This window comes from Streptomyces olivochromogenes, assembly GCF_001514115.1.
Taxonomy (GTDB): Bacteria; Actinomycetota; Actinomycetes; order Streptomycetales; family Streptomycetaceae; genus Streptomyces; species Streptomyces olivochromogenes.
This window is the reverse complement of the sequence record NZ_KQ948451.1, coordinates 158,662-173,032: the sequence shown is the minus strand read 5'-3', so window position 1 is coordinate 173,032 and position 14,371 is coordinate 158,662. Positions and strand designations below refer to the sequence as shown.

The window sequence follows — 14,371 nt, the reverse complement described above, 5'->3', positions numbered from 1 at the left end:
GACCGTCCCTTCCCACCGGAGTCCCAGGTGCTTCACGCTAGGCCGACGAGCCCTCCGGGAGGATGCCCGTGCATGCTGAGGAGTTGCCCGAGCCTGCTGCCCCGTCCCCGCCGCCGGGCCTGGTGACCGTCGGTCGCTTCGACCAGGGACCGGGATACCGCGTCAACCGGCCTCGGGGCAGCGACAGTTGGCTGTTCACCTGGACCACGGGCGGACGGGGACGGCTCCGGCAGGGGGCGGCCCGCACGGCGGCCGGCGCCGGAGACCTGGTGGTCCTGGGCCCCGGCGTGCCGCAGCGCTACGCAGTCGAACCCGGCGCCGGACACTGGGCGTTCTGGTGGGCGCACTGCCAGGCCCGCCCGTCCTGGACCGGATGGCTGCGGCCGTACGCCCTCGACGACGGCCTGTACGCCGTCGGACCCGCGCCCGCCCCGGAACGTATCGAAGCGGCGTTCCGCCGGATGCTCGCCGACGCCCGCTGGACGGGAGACGGCCCGCCGCCCGAGGGCCCGGAGCCCGCCCCGGGCGAGGTCGCGGTGGCGCACGGCACCGCCGCCCGGGAGCTCTCCCTGTGCTCCCTGGAGGAGATCGTGCTGCTCGCCGCCGCCCGGGCGGAGCGCCGCCGCCCCGATCTCGACGCCCGCGTCCGGCACGCGGAGGCGGTGATCGCCGCGGACCCGGGCGCGCCCCACACCGTCCGCTCGCTGGCCGGGGCGGTCGCGCTCTCACCGTCCCGGTTCGCCCACCTGTTCACCGAGCAACTCGGCCGCTCCCCGATGCGGGCGCTGCGCGAGGCCCGGCTGCTGCACGCGGCCCGGCTGCTGGAAGCCACCGATCTCCCGGTGGAACGGGTGGCCGCGGCCTCCGGATTCACCAGCGCGTTCCACTTCAGCCGGGTCTTCCGGCAGCGCTACGGGACCCCACCGGGCGCCTACCGGCAGGGCATCGCTAGGAGTGCGGGGGACGCGGGTGATGCGGGGGGTCCGGCGAATGCGCGGGAGGCGGCGGGATCGTCGTGACGGCCGGCGTGGCCTCGGGCCAGATCAGCAGCACCGGGCACGGCGCGTGGTCGACGACGAACCGCCCGGCCCGGCCCAGGCTGTGCGGCCCGAGCCGGGCCCGGTCGCCGTCCCGGGCCACCACGAGCAGATCGGCGCCCTCGGCGGCGGCGACCACCTCACGCTCCGTGCGCCCGGCGCGTTCCTGGCGGGTACAGGGGCGGCCGAGGCGCTCGGCCGCCGCGTCGAGCAGCCGCGCCGCCGACCGGGCGCCGAGGTCCTCCAGCCGGTTCCCGGGATCACGCTCGGCGTGCCCCCGGCCGAGCAGCCCGGCGAAGGCGCCGTGCGCCAGTCCGGGCACCCCGGGTTCGCTGACGTGGAGCAGCACGACCTCGGTCGCCCGCGGCGCGTGCGTGCGCACGGCGTCCACGCAGGCCGGCCAGGTCCCCTCGACGAGCCAGACGACGACCCGCATGAGCATCAGCCTCCGGCCCTCACTTGTGCGACGGCTCAGCCCCCGATGACGCGGAGCGAGAACCACAGTGCCAGTACGGCGGGAACCAGCGCCGCCGGCACGGCGATCAGACCCAGCCGGGTGAACTCCCGCAGATCCACGCCGTGGTCGTGCTCCTGCACGATACGCCGCCACAACAGGGTCGCCAGGGATCCGGCGTAGGTGAGGTTGGGGCCGATGTTGACCCCCAGGAGCACGGCCAGCACCGCGCCGGAGCCGGACGTGGCGGCCAGCGGCAGCAGCACCAGGACCGCGGGCAGGTTGTTGATGAGATTGGCCAGTACGGCGGCGAGCGCCGCGATCCCGAGCAGCGCGGGCAGTGAGCTGCCGTCCGGGAGGAGATGCCCGAGGGCGTCGGAGAGTCCGTTGTCGACCACCGCCCGGACGACGATGCCCAGTGCGAGCACGAACACGAGGAAGGCCGGAGCGGCGGCCCTCAGCACGGTGAGCGGGGTGGCGCGCCCGCGCATCAGGGCCCGGACGGCGAGCACCAGCGCCCCCGCCGCGGCGGACCATGCAGGGTCCACGCCCAGCGCGGAGGCGACGACGAACCCCGCCAGGGTGCAGCCCACGGTGACCAGCGCGAACAGGGGCAGCTCCGGCGGCTCCCCGGCCGTCGGCTCGGGCACGGCCGCTGCCAGGTCGCCGGCGAAGAACCGCCGGAAGACCACGTACTCGGCCCCGATGGCGACCAGCCACGGCAGCACCATCAGCGCCGCGAACCGAGTGAAGCTGAGACCGCTCGCGGTGAAGGCGAGCAGATTGGTGAGATTGGAGACCGGCAGCAGCAGCGAGGCCGTGTTCGACAGATGGGTGCAGGCGTACACGTGCGGCTTCGGGCGGGCGCCCATCCGGGCGGCGGTGGCGAACACGACCGGGGTGAGCAGCACGATGGTGGCGTCCAGGCTCAGTACCGCGGTGATCGCCGAGGCGAGCGCGAAGACCGCGGTCAGCAGGCGCCCCGGCCGCCCCGCCGCCCAGCGGGCCATCCACGCGCCGCAGGCGTGGAAGAGCCCCTCGTCGTCACAGAACTTGGCGAGTACCAGTACCGCCGCCAGGAAGCCGATCACCGGCCCGAGGTGACCCGCCTCCGCGCCCGCGTGGTCCCAGGAGATCGCGCCGGTGGCGATCACCAGCAGGGCGGCCGGAGCCGCGACGACCGCCTCGGGCCAGCCGAAGGGGCGGACCACCGCGCAGACGAGGACGGCGACGAGCAGGACGACGGACAGGGATTCGGCGAGCGGGGTGTTCAGGGTTCGGTCCTCCGGGACACAAGTCGTGGTGCCCGACCATCACATCAGACGCCGCACCCCGCCCCGCTCACCGACCCTTCGGACCTGCGTCGATGTCGTCAGAACTCCCCGAGGAGCGACAGCTCCGCCCAGATCGTCTTGCCGTCGGCCGTGTGGCGGCTGCCCCAGCGCTGGGTGAGCTGGGCGACCAGCAGCAGCCCGCGCCCGCCCTCGTCGTAGGTCTTGGCCCGGCGCAGATGCGGCGCGGTGTGGCTGCTGTCGGAGACCTCGCAGATCAGGGTCTCGGCGTCGTGGATGAGCCGCAGCCGGATGGGCGGCTCGCCGTAGCGGATCGCGTTGGTGACCAGTTCGCTCACCACGAGCTCGGCCGTGAACGTCGCGGCGGTCAGCTCCCAGGCGTCGAGCTGGTCGACGACCTGCTTGCGGATCGGCGCGACCAGGGCGGGGTCGGCGGGAATGTCCCAGGTCGCCACCTGGGAGGGCGGGAGCCCGTTGGTCCGGGCGAGCAGCAGCGCCACGTCGTCCTGGGCGCCGCCCACCGGAAGCAGGGTCCGCAGAATGTCGTGGCAGGCACCTTCCAGGGAGTCCGCGGACTCCGCCAGGGCATGGCACAGCAGCTCGTGGTTGGCCTCGACGTCCCGCTCGCGGTTCTCGATGAGGCCGTCGGTGAACAGCGCGAGCACCGTGCCCTCGGGAATGGCGAGCTCGACGGACTCGAAGGGCAGTCCGCCCAGGCCCAGCGGCGGACCGGCCGGCAGCTCGATCTGCCGGGGCGGGCCGCCGGGCGGGAGCATGACCGGCGGGGGATGGCCGGCCCGGGCGAGGGCGCAGCGCCGTGAGACCGGGTCGTAGACCGCGTACAGGCAGGTCGCGCCGACCTCGCCGGTGGTGCCCTCGACGCCGGCCTCCGTGGAGAGCCGTAGGACGAGGTCGTCGAGGTGGGTGAGCAGTTCGTCGGGGGCGAGGTCGATGTCGGCGAGCGTACGGACGGCGGTGCGCAGCCGTCCCATGGTGGCCGAGGCCGCGATGCCGTGGCCGACGACGTCTCCGACGACCATGGCGACCCGCATCCCGGACAGCGGGATCACGTCGAACCAGTCGCCGCCCACTCCGGCCCGCGCGGCGGGCAGATAGCGGGAGGCCGCCTCCACGGCAGCCGTCCGGGGCAGTGACTGGGGGAGCAGACTGCGCTGGAGGGCGAGGGCCGTCTCCCGTTCCCGGGAGAAGCGCCGGGCGTTGTCGATGCAGACGCCGGCCCTGGCCGTCACCTCCTCGGCCAGCAGTACGTCGTCGGGGGTGAACGGATCGGGGCGCCGGGATCGGGTGAGGACGGCCACCCCGAGGGTCTGGCCCCGCGCCTTGATCGGCACCGACATGATGGTGTGCAGGCCGTACTCGGCGATGCGGGCGCCGCGTACCTCGTCCCAGGAGAGCCACTCCGCCAGCGTGGCGTGGTCGTCGGGGGCGACGATGGTCCGGGAGGTCGTGAGGGAGGCCGCCTGCGGTGAGCGGGCGGGGTAGACATCGGCCTGGCCGGGTTTGACGACCGCCTCCGGGCAGCCCTGGTCCACCGACTGGTGGGCGGCGCGGCGCAGCCTGATCGGCAAGGTCGGCGGCTCCGGGTGGGGTTCGCCGCCGTGCTCCGGCGGGTCCAGCAGGTCGACGCTGACGAAGTCGCCGAGGGCGGGCACACAGACGTCGGCGAGCTCCTGGGCCGTTCGGGTGACGTCGAGGGTGGTGCCGATGCGCACGCTGGCCTCGTTGACGAGCTGCAGCCGCTCCCGGGCGTTGTACTGCTCGGTGAAGTCGTGCGCGGCGAGGCACACTCCCCGTACCTGGCCTTCGGCGTCGGTGAGCGGGGCCATCCGGGCGAGCCAGGCGTGCGCGTGGTACTCGCCGCCCGTCTGCATGAACGTCTCCACGTCACGACTGGTTCCGGTGACGAGGACCTCGTGCAGCTGTGCTTCGAGGGCTTCGCTCTCCTCCTTGCCGCCGATCTCGGAGAACCTCAGGCCCTGGATGCGGGACTCGGGGAGGCCGATCACGTCGGCCATCGCGTCGTTCACCCCGAAGAGGCGCAGTCGGTCGTCGTAGACCGCCATCGGGCACGGGGACTGCGCCAGCACCGCCGTCGTCAGCGGGTCGTCCGGCGAGCGCGGGCCGCGGGCCTCCAGCGGGGTGACCACCAGCCACGTGGCCGGGCCGCCGTCCTGCGGCTTCCTGCGGTGGGCGAGCAGCCACACGGAGACGGTGTGTCCGTCGCGGTGGCGCAGGTCGAGGCTGCCGTTCCAGCGGTTACCGGTCGGTTCGGCCGGTACGGGTGTGCCCGTGGCCAGCAGATCGGCGGCGGGGCGCCCCTCGACCTCCTCCGGGGCATGGCCCAGCAGACGGCGGGCCCCTTCGCTCCATCGGAGCAGGGTGCCGTTCCCGTCGATGACCGCCCGTGCTGTGGCAGCCTCGTCGAGCGGGTGGACCGGGCTCATCGTCGCCACTCCATTGCGGACACTCACTGTGAACAGGCGCGTCACTCGGGTTCCAGCCTAGTGCGTACGCGCGTTCCGCACCCGGCACACGGGCGGCCCCAGCAGTACATCGGTACGACGGATTCCGGCCGATGTGATGCGCGGGGCGGAAGTGGGTGCCGCACCCTTGACGGGGCTGTGTGTCACCCCGTCAGAATCTGTTTGTTCACGATCAGTTGTGATGACTTATGGGCCCTTGACGAGGGAGAGTCGCCATGTCGGTCACTCGAAGATCGGTTTTGATCGCAGGAACCGCCGTACCCGCGGCCGGATCGCTCCTGGGCGCCGCCGACGCCTGGGCGGACTCGCCGGGGCACGCCGCGGGCCGCCGCTCGGTCGAGCTGCGCGACGGCTGGCGCTTCGCGCTGGTCGATCCGGGTGGGATCACCGACCCCACCGGCGCGTACGAGGGCGCCGCGCAGCCCGGCTACGACGACTCGGCGTGGCGGGAAGTCTCCGTTCCGCACGACTGGAGCATCGAACAGACCCCTACCACGGAACACGGCACCACCAGTGGCACCGGCTTCTTCCCGGGCGGCCTCGGCTGGTACCGCACCACGTTCACGCTGCCGCCCGCCCTCGCCGGCCGGCGGATCTCCGTGGAGTTCGACGGCGTCTACATGGACGCGCACGTCTACTGCAACGGCGAGGAGGCCGGCCACCACCCCTACGGGTACACGGGGTTCGCCTTCGACCTCACCGGTCTGCTGCACACGGACGGCACCACCGAGAACGTCATCGCGGTGAAGGTGCAGAACCAACTGCCCAGCAGCCGCTGGTACTCGGGCAGTGGCATCTACCGCGAGGCCCGGCTCGTGGTCACCGGACCGGTGCACGTCCAGCGCTGGGGCACGTATGTCACCACGCCGGACATCACGGCGGAGCGGGCGGTCGTACGGGTGCGGACGAGCGTCGTCAACGAGTCCGGTGCCGCCGCCGAGGTCCAGGTGATCTCGCGGATCGTCGATCCCGACGGCCGTACGGCGGCCCGTACGTCCACCACGGTCGCGGTTGCCGACCGCGCGGACGAGACCCATGAACTCACCGTCGCCGAGCCACGGTTGTGGGACTTCGCGACCCCGGGCCACCGCTACACCCTGGAGACCGAACTGCGGGTCGCCGGCGCGGGGGTCGACACCTGCCGCACTCCCTTCGGTATCCGCACCTTCCGCTTCGACCCGGACGAGGGCTTCCACCTCAACGGCGTCCACGCCAAGATCAAGGGCGTCGACCTGCACCACGACCAGGGCGCGCTGGGCGCCGCGATCAGTGTCGACGCCGTACGCCGGCAGATGACCATCATGAAGTCGATGGGCGTCAACGCCTTCCGCACCTCGCACAACCCGCCCTCGCCGCAGATGATCCAGGTCTGCGAGGAGCTGGGCATCGTGATGATGGTGGAGGCCTTCGACTGCTGGCGGACCGGCAAGACGAGGTACGACTACGGCCGGTTCTTCGACGAGTGGTGCGAGAAGGACGCCACCGAGATGGTCCTCGCGGCCCGCAACTCGCCCGCCGTGGTCCTGTGGTCCATCGGCAACGAGATCCCCGACTCCACCTCCACCCCGGGCCTCGCGATGGCGGACCGGATCATCGCCGCGATCAAGGCGGCGGACGACACCAGGCCGCTGGTCATCGGCTCGGACAAATACCGCCGCGTGCCCACGAAGGGCTCCGCTGCCGACCTCATGCTCGCCAAGCTGGACGGGCTCGGTCTGAACTACAACACCGCCCAGTCGGTGGACGCCCTGCACGCCGCCTATCCGCACCTCTTCCTCTTCGAGTCGGAGTCGTCGTCCGAGACCTCGACCCGCTCCAGCTATCAGGAGCCGGAACACCTCAACACCGGCGAGAACCACACCCCGGGCCGGCGCGCGGTCTCCTCGTACGACAACAACCTCGCGTCCTGGACGATGAGCGGCGAGTACGGGCACAAGAAGGACCGGGACCGCAAGTGGTTCGCGGGCGAGTTCCTGTGGTCGGGCATCGACTACATCGGGGAGCCCACGCCGTACGACGTGTTCCCGGTGAAGGCGTCCTTCTTCGGCGCGGTCGACACCGCGGGCTTCCCCAAGGACATGTACCACCTGTTCAGGAGCCAGTGGGTGAGCGAACCCATGGTCCATCTGGTGCCCATGACCTGGAACCACGAGGCCGGCGACACGGTCGAGGTGTGGGCGTACGCGAACGTCGACACCGTGGAGCTCTTCCTCAACGGGAAGTCCCTCGGCACACGGAAGTTCGACACCAAGACGACCACCGACGGCCGTACCTATCTGGAGACCACCGAGGCGACCGGCGACGACAAGACCTTCACCTCGGGCCCCTACCCGGGCAGTTACACCAGCCCGAACGGCAGCGCGGGCAAGCTCCACCTCACCTGGAAAGTGTCCTACGAGCCGGGTGAGTTGAAGGCGGTGGCCCGCCGCGGCGGCCGTACGGTCGCCACGGACGTCCTGCGCACCGCCGGGGCGCCGCACGCGATACGCCTCACGTCCGACCGCACGTCGCTCCCCGCCGACGGCCGTTCGCTGGTCTTCGTGACGGCCGAGGTCGTCGACGCCCGTGGTGTGGTCGTGCCCGACGCGGAGCACCTGATCGCCTTCGACATCGGCGGCGGCTCGCTCGCCGGGCTCGACAGCGGCCGGGAGGAGAGCGCCGAGCGCTATCAGGCGAGCACCCGAACGGCCTTCCACGGCAAGGCACTCGCGATCGTACGATCCGGCACGCGGCCAGGCTCGCTGAAGGTGACGGCCCGCTCCGAAGGACTGCGGGGTGCCACCCTCACCGTACGCACCACCTCGGCACGCGCGAAGGCGACCACCCCGCCCGCGGTCTTCCGGCCGGACCCGGGCCCCGGCGCCCCGAACGAGCCGCTCGCGGACGCCAGTTACTCCGGCCGCCCGGACACCCTGCCCGCCGCCATGCTCGACGGCGACGCGGCCACGGGGTGGTCCAACGCCTTCTACAAGTCGGCGACGGCCCTGCTGCCCGCCTTCAGCGGGGCCCGCCCCGAGGACTGGGTCTCGGTCGCCTGGGCCCGTCCCCGCGCGGTCGACCGCGTCGAGGTCTCCTTCACCGTCGACGCGGCGCACACACTGCCCGCGTCGGTCGAGGTCGCGGTGTGGGACGGCAGGCGGTACGTGCCGGTGAAGGGCGCGGCCGTCGACTGGGCCACCGCGTCCGACGCGCCGACCGTGATCACCTTCGACGGGGTGCGCGGCTCACGGCTGCGGCTCCTCATGGCGAGCGGGCACCCGGGCGCCGTCGAGGGCGGGCTGCGGATCAGCCGTCTGGAGGTCCCGGTGGTCTGAGCGGTCCCGGTGCTCGTGCTCGGTCAGCGTGTGGAGTTCGGCCGCGCTGAGCGGGCGGTGCACCTCGACGTACTCGCCGTGCGGCAGGCGTTTGACGACGCCGGTCGCACGGCCGTGCGCCACCAGTTCGCGATCCCGCAGCTGCAACCCCAGGCAGATGCGCCGGGTGACCACGAAGACGACGACCGGGACGACGAACAGGGAGATCCGCACCGCCCAGGTGACGGTGTTGATCGACAGATGGAAGCGCGTCGCCACGATGTCGTTGCCGCCGCCCGCGAGCAGGATCAGATACAGGCTGATCCAGGCCGCTCCGATCGACGTACGGACCGGCCGGTTGCGCGGGCGGTCGAGGAGATGGTGCTCACGCCGGTCTCCCGTGACCCACGACTCGACGAACGGGTACACGCCGATGGCGACCAGAAGCAGCGGGAAGACGACGATGGGGATCAGCACACCGAGCACGAGCGTGTGCCCGGCCACGCTGATCTCCCAGCCCGGCATGACGCGCACCAGGCCCTCGGCGAAACCCAGGTACCAGTCCGGCTGGGCGCCCGTCGACACCTGGTCGGCGCGGTAAGGGCCGTACGACCAGACCGGGTTGATGGTCGCCACCGCCGAGATCAGCGCGAGGACACCGAACACCAGGAAGAAGAAACCGCCCGCCTTCGCCAGGTAGACCGGCAGGAACGGGGTGCCCACGACGTTGCGTTCGCTCTTCCCGGGGCCCGCGAACTGGGTGTGCTTGTGGTACACGACGAGGATCAGATGGGCGACGACAAGTGCCGCCATGATCCCCGGGATCAGCAGGATGTGCAGGGAGTAGAAGCGGGCCACGATGTCGTGGCCGGGGAACTCCCCGCCGAACAGGAAGAACGACAGATAGGTGCCGACCACCGGCACCGACAGGATCGCCCCGTCCACGAACCTGAGCCCCGTCCCGGACAGCAGGTCGTCCGGCAGCGAGTAGCCGAAGAGGCCCTCGAACAGACCGAGGAGCAGCAGTGTCCAGCCGAACACCCAGTTCACCTCGCGGGGCCTGCGGAACGAGCCCGTGAAGAAGTGCCGCATCATGTGCGTCAGCATCGCGGCGAGGAAGACCAGCGCGGCCCAGTGGTGCAGCTGCCGGACCAGCAGTCCGCCGCGCACGTCGAAGCTGATGTGGAGCGTCGAGGCGTACGCCTCCGACATCCGGATGCCGTTCAGGGGGACGTAACCGCCGTGGTACGTCACCTCGTTCATGGAGGGGTGGAAGAACAGGGTCAGGTACACCCCGGTGAGGATCAGCACGACGAAGCTGTAGAGGCATATCTCGCCGAGGAGGAAGGACCAGTGGTCCGGGAAGACCTTGCGCAGATAGCGCCTGCCGAGGGCGTACACACCGAGTCGGCCGTCGAACCAGTCGGCGACGCGTTCGCCGGCGGGCGCCTTCGCGGGCCGGTGGGCCGTGTCGCTCATGCGCGCTCCCCTTCCGCGACCCCGGTCTCCTGGCTCTCCTCGTCGCGCCGCACATGCGCGAGCTTCTCGGGATTGGTGACGATGTAGACGCCTGACACCTGCTCGCCGTCCGCGGTGAGGTCCATGACCATGACCGCGTACGGCGACTCGCCCTCGAAGAGCACGGCGGAGTCGTCGCCGTTGACGCGTCGGTAGCGCAGGTCGAAGCCGGTGCTGCGCCGGGTCGCGTAACCGGCGAACAGCCGTGCCGCCTTGTCCCGGCCGTGCACCGGACGCAGCCCGCCCGAGGCCTTCCCGCCGCCGTCCGTCCACACCGTGACGTCCGGTGCCAGGATCTCCATCAGGGCCGCGATGTCCCCGCCGAGCGCGGCCTCGACGAAGCGCTCGGTCGCTTGCCGGCGGACGCGCGGATGGGCCTGGTAGCGCGGCCGACGGGCGTGCACGTGCTCCCGCGCGCGGTGCGCGAGCTGGCGTACCGCCGCGGGGCTGCGGTCGATGACCTCCGCGATCTCGGTGTGCGCGTAGCCGAACACCTCGTTGAGGACGAAGACCGCGCGCTCCAGTGGGGTGAGGGACTCCAGGACCACGAGCATCGCCAGCGACACCGACTCCGAGCGCTGGGCCCGGTCGTCGGCCGAGTCCTCGGGGGCGGGCTCGTCGAGCAGGGGTTCCGGCAGCCAGGGGCCCACATACGTCTCGCGACGGCGGGTGATCGCGGCGCGTCGCGCGAGCGCGTGGTTCACGGCGATGCGTACGAGATAGGCGCGCGGGTTGGTGATGCCCTCCAGCGGGGTGCGGTGGGCGCGGCCCGTCCAGGACAGCCAGGTCTCCTGGAGGACGTCGTCGGTGTCGGCGACGCTGCCGAGGATGTTGTAGACGATCGCGAAGAGCAGCTCGCGGTGGTCGACGAACACCTGCGTCGCGCCGTCGGCCGTCCCGCTCGCGGGGCTTTCGGACATGCCTTGCCTCCCTTGGTGCGCTCACTACTGCGAGGGGAGAAGCGGGTCCGAATGTGACGTCCGGAGGGCGAAATGTGACGTACGTCTCACGGGGTCTGTTGGGCGTCACACCGGTCGAAGCCCGCGCCCTCTTGAACGCGAGTCCGATGCCTCGACACAAGGAGACAGACACCGTGTTCAAGAAGTGGCACGACAAGTGGCACGGCAACCCATGGGCGATCCTCATCACGCTCTCCCTGGGCTTCTTCATGACCCTGCTCGACCTGACGATCGTGAACATCGCGATCCCCGACATGGGCCAGGACCTCGACGCCTCCCTCGACGAGATCCTGTGGGTCGTCAACGCCTACACCCTCGCCCTGGCCGTCCTGATGATCACCGCGGGACGCCTCGGCGACCTGCGCGGCAAACGCAACCTGTTCCTCGCGGGCGTCGCCCTCTTCACTCTCGCCAGCCTCGCCTGCGGCCTCGCGCAGAATCCGGCGCAGCTGATCGCGTTCCGCGCGGTCCAGGGCCTGGGCGCGGCGCTGCTCATGCCGCAGACCCTGTCGATCATCGCGGAGGTGTTCCCGGCCGACCGGCGGGGCGCCGCGATGGGCATCTGGGGCGTGGTCGCGGGTGTCTCCGGCGCCCTCGGCCCGATCATCGGCGGCGCGCTGATCACCCACCTCGACTGGCGGTGGATCTTCTTCGTGAACCTGCCGCTCGGGGTCGTGGTGCTGGGCCTCGCCGCGGCGGTCATCCCCGGTTCACGGCGCACCGTACGCCACCGCTTCGACACCCTGGGCGTGCTGCTCGCCTCGGGAACCCTGTTCTGTCTGGCCTTCGGTCTGACGGAGGGGCAGCGCTACGACTGGAACGCCTGGATCTGGTCGCTGTTCGGCGCGGCGGCACTCCTCTTCGCCGCCTTCCTCGGCCATGAGCGCGGCCGGCAGGACGACGACCCGCTCGTCCCGTTCTCGCTCTTCAGGGACCGCAACTTCACCCTCATCAACTTCGTGGGCGTCACCGTGTCCTTCGGCGTGGTCGGGATGTTCCTGCCGCTGACGATCTACCTGCAGTCCGTACTGGGCTACAGCGCGCTCAAGTCCGGGCTCGTGCTGCTGCCCCTCGCGCTCGGCTCGTTCGTGATGGCCGGGCCCGCCGGGGTCCTCGCGGACAGGATCGGCGGCAAGTTCATCCTGATGACCGGGCTGCTCGCCTGGACGGCGGCCCTGGTGTGGATCGTGGCCGCGGCGGACGTCGGGTCGAGCTGGACGGCGGTCGCCTTCCCCCTCTTCCTCGCGGGTCTGGGCGCGGGCTGCACCTTCGCACCGATGGCCACGGAGGTCATGCGCAACGTACCGGCGAAGCTCTCCGGAGCGGCGTCCGGCGTCAACAACGCGCTGCGCCAGGTCGGTTCGGTGCTCGCGGGCGCCGTCGTCGGCGCCGTGCTCCAGGCCCAGCTCGCCTCCTCGCTCACCGACCAGGCCCGGCAGCGGGCCGGACAACTGCCCGCCGCGTACCGCGACGGCTTCGTCGGCGGTTTCTCCCGGGCGGGGACCGATGTGAACGCGCGCCAGGCGGCACGGCTGCCGGCGGGCGTACCGCACGACATCGCCGACCGCATGCGCGCGCTGGGCGCCCAGGTCTTCGGCCACGGCTTCGTACACGCCATGGGCCCCGCCGTCCTGGTCTCGGCCGCCGTCCTGCTGACCGGCGCGCTCGCCTGTCTCGCCGTACGCCGTCACCGCGGCCCGTCGGCCAACCCGCACGCCCTGCCCGTCTACGAACCCGAACTGGAGGAAGCGACCTCATGACCACCGAAGCCGCGGCCGGCACTGTCGACCTCACCGTCATGTACGCAGCCCACGACGCCTTCCGCCGCGACCTGGAACGCCTCGGCGACGCGGCGGCCGACGGCACCGCCTTCACCCCCCAGGTCCGCGCGGGCTGGGACAACTTCAGGCATCAGCTGCACATCCACCACACCGCCGAGGACAGCGATCTGTGGCCGCGCGTGGAGCGCAGGGTCGCGGGCCGTCCCCGGGACGTCGCCCTCCTCGCCGAGATGGAGGCGGAGCACGCCCTCCTCGACCCGCAGCTGACCGCCGTGGATGCGGCCCTGAAGGACCGGTCGGCCGAACTCCCCGCCCTGGTCCGCACGTTGGCATCGACCCTCGACGACCACCTTGCCCACGAGGAGGAGAGCGCCCTGCCGCTCATCCAGGAGGTGCTGACGCCCGCTGACTGGGGCGCGTTCACCGGCCGTATCCGCAAGACGCAGGGCGTACGCGGGGCCGCGCTCTTCGTACCGTGGATCGTCGACGGAGCGCCGCCCGCCGACCGGGCCCGGTTCCTCGGCGCGCTGCCGCCGCCCGTACGCGTCCTCAACAAGCTGTTCTGGGAGACGGGCTACCGCAGGCGTGGGCTGTGGGGGGCCTGAGGGCACGGAAGCGCGTAGGCGGGGTATCGACGTGCCGTGGCCGCTGCGGCGCCATGAAGAGGTGCTGCCCGACCGGCCCACGGTCAACGACTTCTCGGCCCTGGTCGCCGCCGTGGCCCGGCATCGCGTCGACCCGCCCCGCCCCGGCGTCGACTCCGACCCGGTCTGGCGCGCCGCCGCTCTTCCGCACACCCTGGCCCTGCTGAAGCCGCTACCGGCCGCCAACGCCCGTTTCGCCTGTTCGGCGGCGGTGGCGTACATGTTCGTCAGCGGTGTCGGGATCGACCCGCCCTGCGGGGCGCTCGTCGATCCCGCCCGGGATCTGATCTCCGGCAAGACCGATGTCTACGGCGCGGCCGACCGGTTGCGCTCCTGGCAGATCTGATACCCGCAGCGCGGCCCCGCCTGCCGCCCCCGAGGCCGCCGGCCGAGGGCGGGAGGATCGGGGCCGGCGGCCGGTTTCGCGCGGGAGAGCCGCCGTCCTGCGCGGGGCCTCCGAGAAGGGCCGGGTTCCAGTGGACTACGGAGCTCCGCGCGCCGGGAGCGTGCGACGGGCTCCGGAGCGAGCGCGCGGTTCACACGGGGCGCGTGAGAACACATGGCGTATGAACGTGGTGCCGCGGTGAGGCGCGTGAACGTGGAGCGGGAAATTTCGAAAGCCGGTGCGAGTGACGTGAGTTGGCGCAGTTACTGACTATCTTTCAATATGCGCATGTTGCCCAAGTGCCTTGTTGGTCATGAGCGTGTTGTGCGAGGGTGAACTTACCGCGCGGGTCAATGGCCGGGTATGAAATCGGTGTTCATTATTCCGGGCCGGCGGCCATTTTCCCGGCGCTCCGTCAAAAAGGTGTGCACCAGGCAGGGGCTCCCTTTTTGGCGACCAAGGAAATTCTGTGCACCACCTTGCACCGTGGAAGGAACCCGCTCT

At 71.4% G+C, this 14,371-nt stretch carries 10 protein-coding genes; 5 read left to right on the top strand and 5 right to left on the bottom strand.

All coding sequences use genetic code 11. The features are described 5' to 3' along the window. Positions 1 to 62 precede the first annotated feature (62 nt). Positions 63 to 1,019, top strand: a complete 957-nt coding sequence (locus tag AQJ27_RS00775) for an AraC family transcriptional regulator (RefSeq protein WP_079064715.1) — start codon at positions 63 to 65, stop codon at positions 1,017 to 1,019. On the opposite strand, the gene AQJ27_RS00770 is transcribed toward AQJ27_RS00775, so the two are convergent. From AQJ27_RS00770 to AQJ27_RS00760, 3 genes are all read right to left on the bottom strand, one after another. After that, positions 949 to 1,473: a universal stress protein gene (locus AQJ27_RS00770; RefSeq protein WP_067362564.1), complete on the bottom strand. Its 525-nt coding sequence runs from the start codon at positions 1,471 to 1,473 to the stop codon at positions 949 to 951. The genes AQJ27_RS00775 and AQJ27_RS00770 overlap by 71 nt on opposite strands. 35 nt (positions 1,474 to 1,508) lie before the next feature. Next, a complete protein-coding gene (locus AQJ27_RS00765; RefSeq protein ID WP_067360142.1) occupies positions 1,509 to 2,765 on the bottom strand; it encodes an arsenic transporter in 1,257 nt (418 codons plus the stop codon). A gap of 98 nt (positions 2,766 to 2,863) precedes the next feature. Then, positions 2,864 to 5,248: a SpoIIE family protein phosphatase gene (locus tag AQJ27_RS00760; protein ID WP_067360140.1), complete on the bottom strand. Its 2,385-nt coding sequence runs from the start codon at positions 5,246 to 5,248 to the stop codon at positions 2,864 to 2,866. Positions 5,249 to 5,502: 254 nt separating this feature from the next. Here AQJ27_RS00760 and AQJ27_RS00755 point away from each other — a divergent pair, with 254 nt between their 5' ends. Beyond that, the gene (locus AQJ27_RS00755) at positions 5,503 to 8,601 is read left to right on the top strand and encodes a glycoside hydrolase family 2 TIM barrel-domain containing protein (RefSeq protein ID WP_067360139.1); all 3,099 of its coding nucleotides are present in this window, start codon (positions 5,503 to 5,505) and stop codon (positions 8,599 to 8,601) included. On the opposite strand, the gene qcrB is transcribed toward AQJ27_RS00755, so the two are convergent. Beyond that, positions 8,512 to 10,059: a cytochrome bc1 complex cytochrome b subunit gene (qcrB, locus tag AQJ27_RS00750; protein ID WP_067360137.1), complete on the bottom strand. Its 1,548-nt coding sequence runs from the start codon at positions 10,057 to 10,059 to the stop codon at positions 8,512 to 8,514. The genes AQJ27_RS00755 and qcrB overlap by 90 nt on opposite strands. Then, complete coding sequence (sigJ, locus tag AQJ27_RS00745) at positions 10,056 to 11,018, bottom strand: RNA polymerase sigma factor SigJ (protein WP_067360135.1); 963 nt, start codon at positions 11,016 to 11,018, stop codon at positions 10,056 to 10,058. The genes qcrB and sigJ overlap by 4 nt, the downstream gene beginning before the upstream one ends. A gap of 173 nt (positions 11,019 to 11,191) precedes the next feature. Between sigJ and AQJ27_RS00740 the strand changes: the two genes are divergently transcribed. Genes AQJ27_RS00740 through AQJ27_RS00730 form a run of 3 tightly spaced genes read left to right on the top strand, consistent with a single transcriptional unit; the run spans position 11,192 to position 13,828 of the window. Beyond that, positions 11,192 to 12,817, top strand: coding sequence for an MFS transporter (locus tag AQJ27_RS00740; RefSeq protein ID WP_067360132.1), 1,626 nt, complete (start codon positions 11,192 to 11,194; stop codon positions 12,815 to 12,817). Continuing rightward, positions 12,814 to 13,443 carry a hemerythrin domain-containing protein gene (locus AQJ27_RS00735; RefSeq protein ID WP_067360130.1) on the top strand — a complete coding sequence of 210 codons (630 nt, stop codon included), beginning with the start codon at positions 12,814 to 12,816 and terminating at the stop codon, positions 13,441 to 13,443. Before AQJ27_RS00740 ends, AQJ27_RS00735 begins: the two co-directional genes overlap by 4 nt. Before the next feature lie 25 nt (positions 13,444 to 13,468). Then, positions 13,469 to 13,828 (top strand): toxin Doc, encoded by a 360-nt coding sequence (locus tag AQJ27_RS00730; RefSeq protein WP_201264259.1) that lies wholly within the window; start codon positions 13,469 to 13,471, stop codon positions 13,826 to 13,828. Positions 13,829 to 14,371 lie beyond the last annotated feature (543 nt).